This is a genomic window from Virgibacillus sp. Bac332 (genome assembly GCF_003667785.1).
Classification (GTDB): Bacteria; Bacillota; Bacilli; order Bacillales; family Amphibacillaceae; genus Virgibacillus; species Virgibacillus salarius.
The window spans coordinates 434,881-452,642 of the sequence record NZ_CP033046.1; the positions used below are offsets into that span (position 1 = coordinate 434,881).

Sequence of the window (17,762 nt, forward strand, 5' to 3'; positions counted from 1 at the left end):
AAATATAACGAACACAAAGAAGGTAAACGCTCTTAGGATCCTCTATTAGTAGTACTTCAACTATTGATTTATGTTACGTTTCTTCGCTCATACATTCTTTTAAATAGTAGGCAAAAGATTAGCGTAAGGAAGTGCCAAGAATAGGAAAAGGCTTGGACAAAACACAACTTCTTTACTCAAAATACGAATAATCATGTTATATTTATAAAGTGGGAGCAGTACAAGTTATATACGGGGGAAATTAGACAATAAGAAAAACGGAGCAAAATTCGCTCAGTCCTTATCACTAAATGCTCAGATTTACGCTTCCTCTAGTAGCTATTATGGAATAATAGCTACTGCTTGACCACCACTCCGGCTGCCCACTTCCCTTTCCGTGGGGTTTGTCCTTCAGCTAACTTTTTTAGCAAAACCCGCTCAAAAAAGTGGATCTTCAGGTCAAACATTTCCCACAGGAGTTGAAGTGGCCGGCCTTCGCTATTATCAGGCTCTACAACGCTAGCATGAAGTAACACAGCTGCTTTTATACTCACGGATAACGATTTTCACTTTACCCATTGTAAAAAAAGCCAACCTATTACTTATGACAAGAATTGTTGCACCTTCTCATAGCGGAGACTAATTACGTAGACTCCTGCGGGATTAGCGCGAGCCGAAAATCCACTTTGCAACGTGTTCTTCTTTGCAAAGTTAGTTGAGGCCGTGCCCGCCGAAAGCGAAGTAATTAGTCGGGGCATTGCCAATATACATCAAACATTTCAAAATAACTACTTGGCTTAACGCAGTCATTGCACTGATTTTATACTTTCTTAACTTAGAACAAAAGCGCAAGCGCCCGATTAGAAACGTAGCCTGGAGCGAGTCAACGGAGATAAAGGAATTCACGGTGAGCCTGTGATCCGAACTTATTGTAGGGCGATTCGTGAAGTCGCCTCGTTTCTGAGCACTGGAGCTGGATGCGGCTTAACACGCTCATATTTATCCACATGGAATAATTTCATAACTTCCTAGACAATAAAAAAACAGATGTGGCAAGAAACCATCACCTGTTTAACAATTCGTATTTTTTCCATAGCATGATTAAGATAGCTCAGCAGCAATTTGATTATTTGTGGCATCTACTTGTACAAAAGAATCTATGGCGTGGCCATTCTCATCCACTCGTTCAATATCAGCTCCAAGGGATGCAAGCTTACCAGAAAAATCTACATATCCGCGATCCAAATGCTTTAGCTCTGTTACTCTAGTAACACTTTCAGCACATAAACCAGCTAAAATTAATGCAGCTGCGGCACGTAAATCTGTTGCTGCTACTTCTGCACCTTGAAGGTTACTTGGACCCTCAATAATGACACTATGACCTTCGATTTTCATTTTTGCATTCATGCGTCGGAATTCCTCTACATGCATAAACCGATTCTCAAATACCGTTTCCGTAATAACACTTGTACCTTGAGCAGCTAGCATCAGTGCCATCATTTGTGATTGCATATCTGTAGGAAATCCTGGATGTGGTAGAGTCTTTATATCAGTTGCCTTAAGCTTCTTAGGACCAATAACACGAAGACCATTGTCTTCTTCAGTAATAGAAACGTTCATCTCTTCCAGTTTAGAAATAACAGAACGAAGATGTTCCTTTTCTGCATTTTCAATCAATACATTTCCATTTGTAATTGCAGCTGCAACCATAAATGTACCTGCTTCAACTCGATCCGGGATAATGGTATGTTCAACCCCATGTAGTGAATCTACACCTTCAATTCGAATCGTCTCTGTACCAGCACCAACAACTTTAGCACCCATTTTATTTAAATAATTTGCCAAGTCAACAATCTCTGGTTCTTTTGCACAGTTTTCGATTATTGTCTTACCCTCTGCAAGCGCAGCAGCCATCATGATATTTTCTGTTGCACCAACGCTAGGCATATCTAAATAAATTTTTGCACCTTTAAGACGCCCATCTACGTTCAGTTCTACAAAGCCATTACCAACATGAGTTTCTGCACCCATAGCCTCGAACCCTTTTAAATGCAAATCTATTGGTCTTGACCCAATTGCGCATCCACCAGGCATAGCTACTTTTGCATGGCCATAGCGTGCCAGTAATGGTCCGATTACTAATACAGAGGCACGCATTTTACGAACATATTCAAATGGGGCTTCCGTAGTTAATTTATTTGAAGCATCAACAGTAACTGTATTATTTTCAAATGTAACATCTGCATTCATATTGCTCAATACTTGATTAATTGTATATACATCAGCGAGTTCAGGGACATCTGTAATAACACTCTTTCCTTCACTTGCAATAAGACTGGCTGCAATGACAGGAAGTACAGCATTTTTAGCACCTTCAACCCTAACGGTGCCCTCCAATTGGTGTCCGCCTCTTACGATGATTTTTTCCATATTTCAAATCTCCTTCAGATCCAATTTCATTATATTAATATTCATTTATTAGGATAGGTGTTCCTATCGTATATGTAGGATAGTCCGATCCTGTATCTTTGATTGCGATTTGTAAGTTCATAGATGTATTATCTACAGAAATTTTTTGATTCCATAGAGGTGTATACCCATAAATTATTTTTTTATGCGTTGAATTCTTCACATTATCAAATTGTGTCTTTACTTGTTGTACTTGAAAATAATTTGTCATGTTTTCTAAAAAATAATCACCACTTATTATATCATTCCCCTTAGTCGTCAGACAAGCAAATTTTTTTACAGCTTCAGTAAAATATGCATTTAAACTAGTAGTTAATACGTTTCTATAGTTTTTTTCAATTTCTTTACTCCAGCTCTTTCCTTTAATAACAATAATGAGTTCTGCATTATACTGCTTTTGCTTAGGAATCACCACATTATATAATACGTTAATCCCCTCTGGTAATAGAGCGTCACTAAAGGAATATTTTAACTTATTTTTGTCCTCGGAAAAATTAGGTTTAAAGTTGGTTTGTAACTCATGTACAAGATGTTTACTATCCTCTCTAGTGATAGCTTCCTTTAAAGTTACTTGCCAATCTTCCACCTTGGCACTGTTATTCATCATATAATTAGCTAAATCAACAAGCTCTTTTTGATTAAATGATTGCTTCGCTGCAACATTATTTGTAATCATTAGTAGCATAATAGATAATATAAATATCTTTTTCATAATAAAATCCCCCGTGTCCAACTATAGTTACCCATAGTATGAACCGAGAGATCTCAATACATACGATACAAATTATGACATTTTACTAGATTTATAAAATATTAATTAAAATAAGTGATTTAAATCTCTAGACCATTGGAGAATTTCTAAAAAGAACCTACTTACTCCAGAGCCAATAACGATCGTTATAAATAAGATAAAGATTTGAGCTTCCTTTGCTCGTCCTTTCTTAATAATAGGTTCAAAGTTGATTGCCGTTATTAACCGCCATGTGAGATATATAAATAGTAGATGCGATAGAATACTAATTATTGCTTGTTGTCCAATCGAAAACATAAGTACCACCTTTATTTTATTACTCTTTCTAACTTTGCCATGTATGCTAAAAAAAGTCAATCATGTAGAGAAATAGAAGGAGAGCGATTATCAAACGCTTACTTTTATTCCTCATATAACTGACAGTAAGACGCCGCTTCAAACAATAAAGTGAAACCAATATGGATAAGTGGGGGATAAACATCGCTCGCTGATTGAAGTTACATTTTATCCATTTCCCGGGAAATATCGACAAACTATTCATACTTTACACAGTAAAAAACCCATTGATTGGGGTTTCACTTTTTCTTGTATTTAATGTATACATTGTTAATTAATGTAATTTTTAGTGGGAATTCAGATTTTATGGTATATCATGAAGTAAAAAACCTTTTATAACTTTTGTTATAAAAGGTTTTTAAGGTAATAAGCAACTATTAAGAATGATTATTAACATTGCCCAATGAATATTACTGACCTATGATCACATGAGTAACGCTATGCTATGGTGGACAAACACCATTGCTTACTTTGCGACTTTTAGTCGATTTATCGCTCTTTGGAGTGCTAATTCTGCCCTCAGGAAGTCAACATTGTCTTGTTTCGACTGCAGGCGTTGTTCTGCACGAGCTTTTGCAGCTTCTGCACGTTGAATATCTATATCTGTAGGTTTTTCAGCAGATTGTGCTAGAATCGTCACCTTGTCTGGTCTAACCTCCATAAAACCTCCATTAACCGCTAATCGTTCGATATTATTTTCACGCTTTAAACGGACAGCACTAATGGATAATGGTGCTACAAGTGGGATGTGCCCTGGTAAAATCCCCAGTTCTCCACTCTCTGCTTTACAGCTGACCATTTCAAAACTATCTTCCAGTATTGGACCGTCAGGAGTAACAACACTCACAGTTAGTGTTTTCAATGTAACCCCTCCTCTGTTGACATGAAGCAATCAATGTATTGGATTGACCAAGTATATACATACTTTTCCATAGCTTCAGCCAACTTCTATTATTCCATTTCTTTTGCTTTTTCCACTACTTCTTCAATACGTCCAACTAAACGGAAAGCATCTTCCGGAAGGTCATCATGTTTACCGTCTAGAATTTCTCTAAATCCTTTCACTGTTTCTGCTACAGGTACATATGAACCCTTTTGTCCTGTGAACTGCTCAGCAACGTGGAAGTTTTGAGATAGGAAGAATTGAATACGGCGAGCACGAGCAACAACTAATTTATCCTCATCACTCAATTCATCCATACCAAGAATAGCGATGATATCCTGTAGCTCACGATAACGCTGTAGTGTTTGTTGTACTTCTACTGCTACTTGATAATGATCGTTTCCAACGACCTCAGGGTCTAATGCACGTGATGTAGATGCTAAAGGATCCACCGCAGGATAAATACCTTGCTCAGATAATCCACGATCAAGGTTTGTTGTTGCATCTAAATGAGCAAATGTTGTCGCTGGTGCAGGGTCTGTATAGTCATCGGCAGGCACATAAATTGCCTGAATAGAAGTAACAGATCCTTTATTTGTTGATGTAATTCGTTCTTGTAATTGTCCCATTTCTGTAGCAAGTGTTGGTTGGTATCCAACCGCTGATGGCATACGTCCAAGAAGTGCAGATACCTCTGAACCAGCCTGTGTGAAACGGAAAATGTTATCGATGAACAATAATACGTCTTGTCCCTGTTCATCACGGAAGTACTCAGCCATTGTTAGACCGGATAATGCTACGCGCATACGAGCACCTGGTGGTTCGTTCATTTGACCAAATACCATCGCTGTTTTAGCAATAACACCTGAGTCCTTCATTTCATAATAAAGATCATTACCTTCACGTGTACGTTCACCAACACCTGCGAACACGGAAATACCACCATGCTCTTGGGCGATATTATTAATTAATTCTTGGATTAAGACGGTCTTACCAACCCCAGCACCGCCAAACAAACCAATCTTACCACCTTTAACATAAGGTGCTAATAAATCAACGACCTTGATACCCGTCTCTAATATTTCCGTCTCCGTAGTCAGGTCTTCAAATTCTGGTGCTTGACGGTGAATTGGATCACGACGTACTTCTGTAGATAATGGCTCATCTAAATCAATATTCTCACCAAGTACATTAAATACTCTTCCAAGTGTCACATCACCAACAGGAACAGAAATTGGCTTTCCTTTGTCTTCAACTTCTATTCCACGCTTCAAACCATCTGTTGATGACATAGCAATTGTCCGAACGCTATTATCACCTAAGTGCAGCGCTACTTCTAATGCTAGCTCTGTCGTTGAGCCTGTTTTTTGATCAGTAACCACTTGGACTGATAAAGCGTTGTAAATATCAGGAAGCTGTCCGTCTTCGAATTTAACGTCAACGACAGGTCCCATAACTTGTGTAACAAGTCCTTTGCTCATCGATTTCCCTCCTAACTAACTTTCCAGAAAACGCAAGGAATGCTACTCGAGAGCAGCTACTCCTCCGCTGATTTCCGTAATCTCCTGCGTAATTGCAGCTTGACGCACGCGGTTATAGGTTAATGTCAAGTCATCAATAAGCTCGCCAGCATTATCCGTTGCACTCTTCATCGCCGTCATACTTGCCGCGTGTTCACTCGCTTTACCATCTAATAATGCACCATAGATTAAACTTTCTGCGTATTGAGGTAAAAGTATATCGAGAATTTGCTGCGCATTTGGTTCATATTCGTATTCACTACTAGAGCTAGCCTGTTCTCCCAGATTAGTAATCGGCAACAGTTGTGTCGTCGTAACTTTTTGTGAGATTGCACTAACATAGTGGTTATAGAACATATATAATTCATCAATTTCCTCATCGGCATACAATTGTACCGTTTCAGAAGCAAGTGCTTTAATGTCTGCAAAATCAGGTTGATCTGCGATCCCTACGACACTTTTAGCAACAGGAAGATCCATTTTTTTACAAAATTCATAACCCATACGTCCAATTGCAATAATCGTATATTCATCTTTTGACTTATGGCGATCCTGAATCGTTTTATAAAGGCTTTTTAAAACATTACTATTGTATGCCCCTACAAGACCTTTATCTGCTGTAATAACAAGGTAACCGCTCTTCTTAACCTCACGCATCTCCAGCATTGGATGCGTTGCATCTGTCGAGGAGTTAGCAATATTTGCCATGACCTCCTGGATTTTTTGGCTATAAGGTTCAAATGCCTTGGTATTTTGTTCTGCTTTTGCCATCTTAGAAGCAGATACCATTTGCATAGCAGAAGTGATCTTTCTTGTCTTCTTCGTAGAATCAATTCTACCTTTAATATCTCTAAGTGATGCCAAGCTATTTCACCGCCCTTTCATGTAAAAGGTTACGCGTATTGTATCTCATACTAAGTTCTAACCTTCAGAAGGCAAGAATGTTTTCTTGAATGTTTCGATTGCATCGTTCATATCAGACTCTTCTGGAAGTTTTCCAGTTTCACGAATAGAGTCTAATAGTTCTTTACGGTTGCTATCCATCCAAATGTTCATCTCTTCTTCAAAACGAAGAATGTCTTCAACTGGAATATCATCAAGGAATCCTCTTGTTAATGCATAAAGACTCATCACCTGTTTTTCAACAACCATTGGCTTATGAAGCCCTTGTTTAAGAATCTCAACTGTACGCTGACCACGATTCAATTTTGCTTGAGTTGATTTATCAAGATCAGATCCAAATTGAGAGAATGCCTCTAACTCACGATAAGATGCTAAATCTAAGCGAAGTGTACCAGCAACTTTTTTCATTGCTTTAATTTGTGCTGATCCACCAACACGAGATACAGATAAACCAGCATTGATTGCCGGACGAACCCCAGAGAAGAATAAATCAGATTGTAAGAATATCTGTCCGTCTGTAATCGAAATTACGTTTGTTGGAATATAGGCAGCGATGTCACCAGCTTGTGTTTCAACAAATGGGAGTGCAGTTAATGAGCCGCCTCCCATTGCATCACTTAACTTAGCAGCCCGTTCAAGAAGACGCGAGTGGATGTAGAATACATCCCCTGGGAATGCTTCACGTCCTGGTGGGCGACGCAATAGTAATGAAAGCTCACGATATGCTACAGCTTGTTTTGATAGATCATCGTATACAACAAGTACGTGCTTTCCGTTATACATAAACTCTTCACCCATTGCTACACCAGCATAAGGAGCAAGATACAATAATGGTGCTGGGTCAGATGCACTAGCTGATACAACAATTGTATAGTCTAATGCACCGTGACGACGGAACGTCTCTACCGTACTTCTTACAGTTGATTCTTTTTGACCGATTGCTACATAGATACAAATCATGTCTTGGTCAGATTGGTTCAAAATAGTATCAACAGCAACTGTTGTTTTACCAGTTTGGCGGTCACCAATAATTAATTCACGTTGCCCACGTCCGATTGGTACAAGAGCGTCGATCGCTTTAATACCTGTTTGTAATGGTTCATCAACCGATTTACGATCCATTACACCTGGTGCCTGGGCTTCGATTGGGCGTGTGTTAGACGTTTCAATAGATCCTTTGCCATCTAATGGCTGACCTAACGGGTTAACAACACGTCCGATTAATTCCTCTCCAACAGGTACTTGCATAATACGTCCCGTACGACGAACTTCGTCGCCTTCTTTAATACCAGTGTAAGGGCCAAGAATTACAATACCAACATTGCTTTCCTCAAGGTTTTGTGCTAATCCCATTACACCATTAGAGAATTCTAGTAACTCACCAGCCATTGTATTATCAAGACCGTGAGCACGTGCGATACCGTCACCAATTTCGATAACAGTGCCGACATCACTTACTTCAATATCTGAATCGAAAGTTTCGATTTGTTGCTTAATCAGATTACTGATTTCTTCTGCTTTGATGCTCATACCATTTCACCCCTATCTTCATTTGTTTGCAGTTACAATATTTCGTTCGATTCTTTTTAGCTTGCCGCTAACGGAGCCATCATAAATCGTATTTCCTAAACGAATTTTCATTCCACCTATAAGTGTTGGATCTACAACGTTTGTAAGCATGATTTTCTTCTTATTAAATCGTTTAGCAAAGCTATCTTCTAATTCACGGCGTTCTTCATCCGCTAATTTACGAACCGAATAAACAGTCGCATCTGCAATCCCTTTCGCATCATTTACTAACTGGATAAAATGATCAATAATGGATGAAGTGAGTTCAATGCGATGTCTTTCTACTAATAGTTTCATCGTATTGATAACATCTATTTGAAGACCGTTAAACACTTCGTCAAGGAACTGTTTCTTTTTCTCATTAGTAATACGTGGATGCTTTAGGAATATATAAAGATCTTCATTATCTTCAACTACTTTTTTAACCACACGAAGCTCATCTAAAAGCTGTTCTAATGTAGCTTTTTCATTTCCTAGTTGAAAAAGAGCCTCTGCATATCGCTTTGCAACTACTGCATTACTCATAGCTCTTCTCCTACCTCTTTAATGTAATCGTTAATAAGTTTCTCCTGATCCTGAGAACTTATTTCTTTTTCAATTACTTTACTTGCGATAAGTACAGATAAGGAAGCAACTTTATCCTGCAATGCTTGCAGTGCCTTTTCCTTCTCATTCTGAATATCAACCTGAGCTGATTCTTTCATGCGATCAGCTTCTGCTTTTGCAGCAGCGATAATTTCTTCTTGCTGTCTAGTTCCAGCATTCCGTGCTTCTTCAATCATTGCTTGCGCTTCTTGCTTCGTCTGCTTTAGTTGTTCCATTGCTTCTTTAGAAGCCTGTTCTGCTTCGGCACGACTTTTTTCAGCTGCTTCAATTTCACCTGCAACATAGTCCTCGCGCTTTTGCATCATGTTCATAACTGGACCCCAAGCAAATTTACGAACTAAAAGAAGCAATACAATAAAGAAAAACAATTGCATTAACATATCACCGTAATGGAAACCACCAAGTGCTGCATAAATCATCGAATAATCCGTGAATGCTTGCACAGAATTCACTCCTTTCACTTCTTATCGTGAACCATCTATCTTCTACTTCCTACTCATTACAAACAACGGCGAAGCACTTTATAAAGATGGTCTTCGCCATTAAAGATACATTCTATTTCTACATAACCATTAATGCGATAACTACGGCAATAATCGGCATTGCCTCAACTAAACCTACACCAATAAACATAGTTGTTTGTAATTGACCTTTTAATTCTGGTTGACGGGCAATCCCTTCAACTGTACGACTAACGATTAAACCGTTACCTACACCAGCACCTAATGCACCTAATCCTACTGCTATTGCAGCTGCTAAAGCTCCCATAATATAAATCCTCCTCAAAATGTTGTATAAGTTTTTAATAATTTCCTATCTCAAATATAAAGACAGGCTAATTAACGATATTAGTGATCTTCACTTACTTTATGTGACATATAAACCATTGCCAACATCGTGAAGATAAAGGCTTGAATTCCTCCAATAAACACACTGAATCCTTGCCATGCCAAGAATGGAATAGCTCCACCTAAAAATCCTAATACGGAAGAAGTAGTTAAACCTACTAATAGAGAAAGTAATACTTCCCCTGCATACAAGTTACCAAATAGACGTAAGCCTAATGTAAGAGTGTTTGAGAACTCTTCGACGATTTTAATTGGAAATAGCGGCCATAGAGGTTGTACATAACTCTTTAAGTATGCTTTTCCACCGCGAAGTTTAATACCATAAAAATGTGTTAAAACAATTACCATTGCTGATAACGTTAGTGTTATTCCTGGATCAGCAGTTGGTGACTTCCACCATACATCATGACCAACAACACCGTTTGTAATTACCCCTAGCATGTTTCCTACTAAAATATAAGTGAACAGTGTTAATGCTAGTGGGAGGAATAGTTTCCCAGTCTTCCAATCCATGGTGTCATTGATGATTCCTTTTACAAAATCTAGGATCCATTCCATTACATTTTGTGCGCCTGATGGCTTCATTTGTAGCTTCCTAGCACCTAGAACACACAATACAAATACAATAAGTGATGTAATGAACATCATTAATACATTAGATAAATTAAAATCAAGCCATGAAATACCAAATAAGTCATGGTAAATCGGTGCAGTATGATCCACGTTATTCACCCCTCTTTCTTGCTCGAATGTTTAATGTTATAAAGAGCAAAATCTATCATAATGACGAGATAGGATGTCATTAATCCAATTAATACAGCAATGATGTGAAAGTTCTCCTCCATTCGAAGTGCAATAATAATTGCTAAAGCAGCCGCAGCGAATCTTGATACAGTGCCGATACCTCGAGTTGGTGTTTTATTGGCTGCCGCATCAGTAAAATCGACAATTTTCTTTTGGAGTAAATATAAGTTATAAAAACTTACAATGCTCCCTAAAAGCAGCCCGAGGAAAATACGAGGATATGGTGTGAATCCAGCCCCAAGTACAAAAATAGCGAGAAGGTAGAACATCCACTTGCGTTGTCGTGCAGTCATTTTTTCAAATTGCGACATAATTCCCTCTTCCCTCGTCATTTATCAACAGAAGTTGAATAGCATGTACTTATTCTTTCAAACATTCGGAAACTAACCTAAACTGTGGTTTATTCCTTATGCGTATTCCTCGTTGTTCTTTGTTTTCACATTCATTGGATTCGAAGTTTCTGTGTGGAAAATCTTATGTTCTTTCAGCTGGGTTACATCGTATATTATGTAACGGCTATTAAATAAGGAGAAATGTACTTAAGTGCTGTGAAACCCCTACCATTCCACACTAAGCAAGTTTACAGGAGCAACCCCTTAATGTCAATTAGTTTCAGGCATATTTTGCATTAAATTTACTAGCCAAAATTTACAACATGATTCAAGGGATTTGACGTTTTTTTTGAAACTGTTTGTAAACCCACTAAGGTATAACAAAAGCCAGGAAAATCCTATTATCAGTATAGTGGATTTTCCTTTGCTAATTCGTGACATTTCTGTGAACAAATGATTACTTTATACTTATTAAGGTATTGTTATCATCGTTTGATGGCTCTCATATGATCCATCTGCTAATTGGACTGTAACAATTGCTAAATAATGGCCTGACTCACCAGCTTCCGATTTCTTTAATTGTCCTTCATTTACTCCTGTATTCATATCTTCCTTGGTCATTAGTCTACGCTCATAAACGAGTGTATCCGGATTGTAAAGATCAATATCAACGCGCTGTGCCGGTTCTGTTACATATAATCGATACGTAAATACATCATCGGAAAAAGGTTTTAATGAAAATTCAAAGCCCATTGCTTTAGGGTTGTCCGCAGATTTATTTACAAACAAATAAGGCATTTCATATGTGTTACCTTGCTCATTAAGGGTTATCCAACCTTGATGTACACCTTTTTTTAATTGTGAAGATGTTACCCTTAACTCAATTGTTATTTGCTTTTTTTCATGCGGTTTTAGTGTAAAAGATTTTGGTAGTTTCCAGCTCAATCCTGCTTGTTTATATGGAATCTTAAAATGATAGGTTTTCGTTTTATTACTGGTGTTTTCAATTATCGTTTTTCGCTTTCTATTTTCACTATAGTCATCAATTTGACCAAACGTTAATTGTGGGTCATATAAAATAGTCTCCGCCTCTATAGCTTGTTTTGGTTGAATTAGACCCATACCCTGAACAATAGGATCAATAGACTCTTCCTCATCATTTTTCAATCTTGCTGCTGTAGTTTTTATGGCTCCATAGATTTTTGCATTTGACCAAGTTGGATTTGCTTCTTTTACTAAGGCAATCGCGCCTGCCACATGCGGTGCAGCCATGCTTGTTCCTTGCAATGCTTGATAACCACCTGGGACAGTGCTTACTATTGAAGCACCTGGAGCTAAAATATCAGGTTTTATGTTCCAATTAACGGTTACAGGACCTCTAGAACTAAAGTCTGCAATGGATTCTTCTATTTTTTTATAGTTGGTTTCTAAAGAAAGCTTCTCTTTTTCATCTAATTTTTTCTTTAGCCATTCCCCGTCGCTTTGAGAAATCGATGCCACTGGTATGTTAATTGGCTGCTTATCTGTATGAATCATCCCCTGAAAATGACCTTCTTCATTATTGTGAATAACTACCGCTTTAGCTCCTGCTACTTGAGCCGCTTGTGCCTTTTGTGAAAAAGGCACGTCATCACGCGTGAACAACGCAATTTTACCTTTAACATTTGCTGTTGTATCAGCATTTACTATCTCATAAAACGTATCAAGATTCCATGGTACAGACCCTGACATAGTGGATAGACTAATCTGTTTATCATCCCATCTTTCATAGAGGAATGGCATCTCTCGTTCTGGACTAGAAGCTCCAACTGACAATGCTTTATTTGCTGTAGCTGGTGATCCAACAGTCCAATTAGCTGGACCGTTATTACCATTTGCTATCACTACAGCTATACCGAGTTCTGCAGCTTTGTTTACTGCCACACTTGTTGGGTAATCAGGTCCATTCACACTATTTCCTAATGATAGATTCATGACATCCACACCATCTTCCACTGCCTGCTCCATTGCCGCAATAACTTGTACCGACGTACCACTGCCACCTGGACCAAGGGCACGGTACGCATAGATATCAGCCTCAGGTGCTACACCTTTCAATTGCCCATTCGCAGCAATAATTCCAGATACGTGAGATCCATGTAAGGTAGGGATGCCCTGCTTAGACTTCGTTTCCATTGGATCATCATCCAAATCTACCAGATCATATCCCCTTTGATAGTTCTTTTGTAAATCAGGATGTTCATAGTCAATTCCTGTATCAATCACACCTACTTTTACACCTTCTCCAGTATAGCCTGTATCATTTAATTCATATGGAAAAACGGCATTTTCACTATCAACGCCTAAATTTTTGAATCTTGTTGTTTCATATGTTTTTACTGCATGTACATTTTTCACAAAATCCAGTGATTGCATTCTTTGTAATTCTTGTGGGGTTCCTTGCAGTGCGAGCCCATTAAATAATTTTGTATAAACAGCTACGACGTCAATAAAGGGATAATGATCCTGTAGATAATTTCGATGTTCACTAGGACTTCCTTCAACTTCTACGATAATGGACTGCTTGTCTAAGCTATCCTCAGCAGCCAAGGATGAAGATAGTGGGATCATTATCATTAAGAGGGTAATAACAAAAAGCAATGGACGCATTATAATTAAACTCCTTTCTGCCATTAGCTTTTGAAAACAAGACAAAAACTATGCACTTGTCATATTTAATGCTATATTGTACAAACGTTTGAATAATTGTTAGGCACATATCATCAATTACTTTTTTAGAGGAAAAAGGGTGTGGGAAAGGATGTTGGGAGTCAAAGAAAACAGCCGAACGATCATCCCGAAACGCTAAAACAGCCTTCGGATCCGTTCGGCTTTATCATGTTTTTTAGATATTTTTTATTTCGAAAAGTATTTCTTTATTTCATCTGCTATTCGACGTGAAGCTTCTCCGTCCCCATAAGGATTAGAAGCTTTTGCCATTTTATCATGTGCGTCTTGATCGGATAATAATTCATTAGCTAGTTGAAAAATTGTCTCTTCATCTGTCCCTGCTAATTTTAATGTACCTGCATCTATTCCTTCTGGCCGTTCCGTTGTATCTCGCAACACAAGGACAGGCACACCTAAAGAAGGTGCTTCTTCCTGAACACCACCAGAATCAGTCAAAATCAAATGAGAACGAGCTGCAAAATTATGAAAATCGACTACTCCGAGTGGTTCAATTAGTTGAATTCTTTCATCATTTCCTAAAATTTCATTCGCAGTCTGTTGAACGACCGGATTCAAATGCACTGGGTATACGACCTGAATATCGTCATGTGTCTCAACCAATCGCTTAATTGCTCGAAACATTTGCTGCATATTATTACCTAAATTTTCTCTCCGATGAGCAGTCATTAAAACAAGGCGTTTGTCTCCAATTTTATTAAGGATTGGATGACTGTAGGATGCATTTACCGTCGTTTTCAACGCATCTATAGCCGTATTCCCTGTCACAGCTATATGCTTCTCAGACTTGTTTTCCTGTATTAAATTCTGCTTGGATTTATCCGTTGGTGAAAAATGCAGATCTGCCATAACGCCAGTAAGCTGCCTATTCATTTCCTCAGGATACGGAGAGTATTTATTCCAAGTTCTAAGACCAGCTTCTACGTGACCTACAGCAATTTGATTGTAAAATGCCGCAAGTGAAGCTGCAAAAGTAGTTGTAGTATCTCCATGGACAAGAACAATATCAGGCTTCGTTTCTTTCATTACTTCATCCAAACCCTCTAATGCCCGCGTCGTAATTTGTGCTAACGTTTGCTGCTTCTTCATAATATTTAGGTCATAATCTGGTGTAATATCAAAAATTTCCAGAACCTGATCTAGCATTTCTCTATGTTGAGCAGTAACAGTAACAATAGATTCAAATTCATCCGATCGCTTATTTAATTCAAGTACAAGAGGTGCCATTTTAATCGCTTCTGGCCTTGTACCAAAAATCGTCATTACTTTTATCCGCTTAGTCATTTTATATTCACTCCAACAGGATATTGTTATTTTGTTCCGAACAAACGGTCTCCAGCGTCACCTAGCCCAGGGATTATATAACCCTTTTCATCTAACTTCTCATCTAAAGCTCCAAGGTAAATATCTACATCCGGGTGCTCTTCCTTAATTACCTCTACTCCTTCTGGAGCAGCTATTAGACACATCAACCGAATGTTTTGTGCCCCCCGTTTTTTCAAGGAATGGATTGCATCGTTTGCCGATCCACCAGTAGCTAGCATCGGATCAATCACGATCAATTCACGTTCTTCAATATCCGTAGGCAATTTAACATAATATTCAACTGGCTTTAGTGTCTGCGGATCACGATATAATCCAACATGACCTACTTTCGCTGCCGGGATAAGCTTTAACATACCATCAACCATACCTAACCCAGCTCGAAGAATAGGTACAAGTCCAATCTTTTTACCAGCAAGTACGTTGGCTTTTGCCTCCATCACTGGTGTTTCTATCGTTTGTTCTTGCAGCGGCAGGTTTCTGGTAATTTCAAAAGCCATAAGCATGGAAACTTCATCTACCAATTCCCGAAACTCTTTCGTTCCAGTGTTTTTATCTCGTATGTACGTTAATTTATGCTGAATTAACGGATGATCCAGTACGAAAACCTTTCCCATTTTGCCGATCACTCCTTTGTATTAGTTGCATCTTTAAAATTGTACTCAAAAATAGATAAGCTTTCAAGCTTAGCGAAAATATTTCCATATTAAATGAATGGTAAATTAGCCTAGCTATTCACGTCTACCTCGAAAAAAGGATGCCCATAAGGACACCCTGTAAAATCTATGCAAAGACAGCATATAATGGGAATTTTTCGGTTAATGCTTTTACACGTTGCTCTGCTGTTTTCAAAGTCGTTTCATCTTCGTGATTTTTCAAAGTTAATGCAATTATAGCAGCAATCTCCTTCATTTCTTCTTTACCAAACCCTCGAGAAGTAACTGCAGCAGTACCAATTCGAATCCCACTTGTTACAAACGGACTCTCTTGATCAAATGGTATCGTGTTTTTATTGGTAGTTATACCAATATCGTCAAGAACCTTCTCTGAAATCTTTCCTGTTAAGCCAAGCGGCGTAACATCTAAAAGCAGAAGGTGATTATCCGTTCCTCCAGATACAATACGAATTCCTTCTTCCTGTAATGCCTTTCCAAGTACAGTTGCGTTTTCAATAATATGCTTGCTGTATGATTTAAAAGAATCGGATAATGCTTCTTTGAATGATACTGCTTTTGCAGCAATAATATGCATTAAAGGGCCACCCTGCATTCCTGGAAATACTGTTTTATCGATCTTTTTAGCAAAAGCTTCTTTACACAATATCATCCCGCCTCGTGGACCACGCAATGTTTTATGTGTTGTTGTAGTTACAAAATCAGCGTATGGAACAGGATTTGGATGAAGTCCTGCAGCAACTAGTCCAGCAATATGTGCCATATCAACCATTAAATAAGCGCCTACCGCATCGGCAATCTCTTTAAATTTTGCGAAGTCGATAACTCGTGAATACGCACTGGCACCCGCAACAATTAACTTCGGCTGAACTTCTTCCGCTTTTTTTAATACTGCATGATAGTCAAGTTGTTCAGATTCTTGATCGACACCGTAATCTACAAAGTTATAAAGCGTACCACTAAAGTTAACTGGACTTCCATGTGTTAAGTGTCCACCATGACTTAAGTTCATTCCAAGTACCGTATCTCCCGGTTCTAAGATTGTAAAGTAGACAGCCATGTTCGCTTGTGCACCTGAATGAGGTTGAACATTTACGTGATCTGCTCCAAATAACTGCTTTGCACGATCACGAGCTAGATTCTCTACCACGTCAACATGCTCGCATCCACCATAATATCGTTTTCCTGGATAACCCTCTGCATATTTATTTGTTAACACAGAACCCATCGCTTCCATAACTGCTTCTGAGACGAAATTTTCTGACGCAATCAGTTCAATTTTATCCTGCTGGCGTTTTTTCTCTGCTTCCATAGCTTCAAATAACTCCATATCTATTTGTTTCACATGCTCCATTGTAAAACCTCCTATGTATTTTAATCACTTCAGATGTTGTTCAAAACATTGGAATAAATTTCAATAGACTTTCATCCAATAATTTGAACAGTGACCCTAATGTGAATAATTAATAATTTGTGAATAGCTGTGTCAACTACTAGCATAGACAGCTCGATGCCCACCAATTCTTTTTGGTCGAGTATATGCTGCTACAACCCTCGCATTACCGAGAAAACGCTGTTGAAAACGAATAGGAACTGCTACAGATTTTAAATGCATCCCAATCATTGTCTCTCCAATATCTATACCAGCATGTGCCGAAATACATTCGACAATCACTGGGTCCTTCAAATGTTTATAAGCATACGATGCCATTGATCCACCCGCTTGACGGGTAGGAATCACGGATACTTCTTCTAATTTATATTGTTGCATTACTTTTCGTTCTACGACAATTGCTCTATTTAAATGTTCACAACATTGAAATGAGAGGTGAATACCTGTTTTTATTTGTAATTCAGTTAGCTGTTCAAAAATGACTTCTGCGATTTCTTCACTTCCAGAAGTACCAATTTGTTGCCCTGCTACCTCACTGGTAGAACATCCTACTACAAATAATTCACCTTGATGTAAGAAACCTGATTTCTCCCATTCCGTTTGCATATTAGACAATTCTAGCTTCATTTGCTTCAGAAGTTCGAA

General features: G+C 38.3%; 18 protein-coding genes. All 18 read right to left on the reverse strand.

What is annotated here, in order from left to right; genetic code table 11:
• Positions 1-335: 335 nt before the first annotated feature.
• Positions 336-533: a hypothetical protein gene (locus D9782_RS02010; protein WP_121603754.1), complete on the reverse strand. Its 198-nt coding sequence runs from the start codon at positions 531-533 to the stop codon at positions 336-338.
• Between the two features lie 547 nt (positions 534-1,080).
• Complete coding sequence (murA, locus tag D9782_RS02015; RefSeq protein ID WP_121603954.1) at positions 1,081-2,409, reverse strand: UDP-N-acetylglucosamine 1-carboxyvinyltransferase; 1,329 nt, start codon at positions 2,407-2,409, stop codon at positions 1,081-1,083.
• 34 nt (positions 2,410-2,443) lie between these two features.
• Positions 2,444-3,160, reverse strand: coding sequence for a YwmB family TATA-box binding protein (locus D9782_RS02020; protein ID WP_026681771.1), 717 nt, complete (start codon positions 3,158-3,160; stop codon positions 2,444-2,446).
• 105 nt (positions 3,161-3,265) lie between these two features.
• Positions 3,266-3,496: a DUF1146 family protein gene (locus D9782_RS02025; RefSeq protein WP_026681772.1), complete on the reverse strand. Its 231-nt coding sequence runs from the start codon at positions 3,494-3,496 to the stop codon at positions 3,266-3,268.
• Positions 3,497-4,001: 505 nt separating this feature from the next.
• Positions 4,002-4,397, reverse strand: coding sequence for a F0F1 ATP synthase subunit epsilon (locus D9782_RS02030; protein WP_026681773.1), 396 nt, complete (start codon positions 4,395-4,397; stop codon positions 4,002-4,004).
• Positions 4,398-4,486: 89 nt separating this feature from the next.
• Positions 4,487-5,899: a F0F1 ATP synthase subunit beta gene (atpD, locus tag D9782_RS02035; RefSeq protein WP_026681774.1), complete on the reverse strand. Its 1,413-nt coding sequence runs from the start codon at positions 5,897-5,899 to the stop codon at positions 4,487-4,489.
• 42 nt (positions 5,900-5,941) lie between these two features.
• Positions 5,942-6,802 (reverse strand): ATP synthase F1 subunit gamma, encoded by an 861-nt coding sequence (gene atpG / locus D9782_RS02040; RefSeq protein ID WP_026681775.1) that lies wholly within the window; start codon positions 6,800-6,802, stop codon positions 5,942-5,944.
• A gap of 57 nt (positions 6,803-6,859) precedes the next feature.
• On the reverse strand, positions 6,860-8,371 hold the full coding sequence (gene atpA, locus D9782_RS02045; RefSeq protein WP_026681776.1) for a F0F1 ATP synthase subunit alpha: 1,512 nt from the start codon (positions 8,369-8,371) through the stop codon (positions 6,860-6,862).
• A gap of 18 nt (positions 8,372-8,389) precedes the next feature.
• Positions 8,390-8,935, reverse strand: coding sequence for a F0F1 ATP synthase subunit delta (locus D9782_RS02050; RefSeq protein ID WP_026681777.1), 546 nt, complete (start codon positions 8,933-8,935; stop codon positions 8,390-8,392).
• The gene (atpF, locus tag D9782_RS02055) at positions 8,932-9,459 is read right to left on the reverse strand and encodes a F0F1 ATP synthase subunit B (RefSeq protein WP_026681778.1); all 528 of its coding nucleotides are present in this window, start codon (positions 9,457-9,459) and stop codon (positions 8,932-8,934) included. The genes D9782_RS02050 and atpF overlap by 4 nt, the downstream gene beginning before the upstream one ends.
• A gap of 118 nt (positions 9,460-9,577) precedes the next feature.
• Complete coding sequence (gene atpE / locus D9782_RS02060) at positions 9,578-9,784, reverse strand: F0F1 ATP synthase subunit C (RefSeq protein WP_019378207.1); 207 nt, start codon at positions 9,782-9,784, stop codon at positions 9,578-9,580.
• An 80-nt stretch (positions 9,785-9,864) separates the two neighbouring features.
• Entirely contained in the window at positions 9,865-10,587 is a 723-nt protein-coding gene (gene atpB / locus D9782_RS02065) for a F0F1 ATP synthase subunit A (protein WP_026681779.1), read from the reverse strand.
• Between the two features lie 5 nt (positions 10,588-10,592).
• Entirely contained in the window at positions 10,593-10,979 is a 387-nt protein-coding gene (locus tag D9782_RS02070; RefSeq protein WP_026681780.1) for an ATP synthase subunit I, read from the reverse strand.
• A 492-nt stretch (positions 10,980-11,471) separates the two neighbouring features.
• The gene (locus D9782_RS23870) at positions 11,472-13,649 is read right to left on the reverse strand and encodes a S8 family serine peptidase (protein ID WP_121603955.1); all 2,178 of its coding nucleotides are present in this window, start codon (positions 13,647-13,649) and stop codon (positions 11,472-11,474) included.
• Between the two features lie 246 nt (positions 13,650-13,895).
• Positions 13,896-15,011, reverse strand: coding sequence for a non-hydrolyzing UDP-N-acetylglucosamine 2-epimerase (wecB, locus tag D9782_RS02080; RefSeq protein ID WP_026681782.1), 1,116 nt, complete (start codon positions 15,009-15,011; stop codon positions 13,896-13,898).
• Between the two features lie 26 nt (positions 15,012-15,037).
• Positions 15,038-15,667, reverse strand: coding sequence for a uracil phosphoribosyltransferase (gene upp / locus D9782_RS02085; protein ID WP_026681783.1), 630 nt, complete (start codon positions 15,665-15,667; stop codon positions 15,038-15,040).
• 166 nt (positions 15,668-15,833) lie between these two features.
• The gene (gene glyA, locus D9782_RS02090) at positions 15,834-17,078 is read right to left on the reverse strand and encodes a serine hydroxymethyltransferase (RefSeq protein WP_026681784.1); all 1,245 of its coding nucleotides are present in this window, start codon (positions 17,076-17,078) and stop codon (positions 15,834-15,836) included.
• 132 nt (positions 17,079-17,210) lie between these two features.
• Positions 17,211-17,723 (reverse strand): TIGR01440 family protein, encoded by a 513-nt coding sequence (locus D9782_RS02095; RefSeq protein ID WP_371414005.1) that lies wholly within the window; start codon positions 17,721-17,723, stop codon positions 17,211-17,213.
• Positions 17,724-17,762 lie beyond the last annotated feature (39 nt).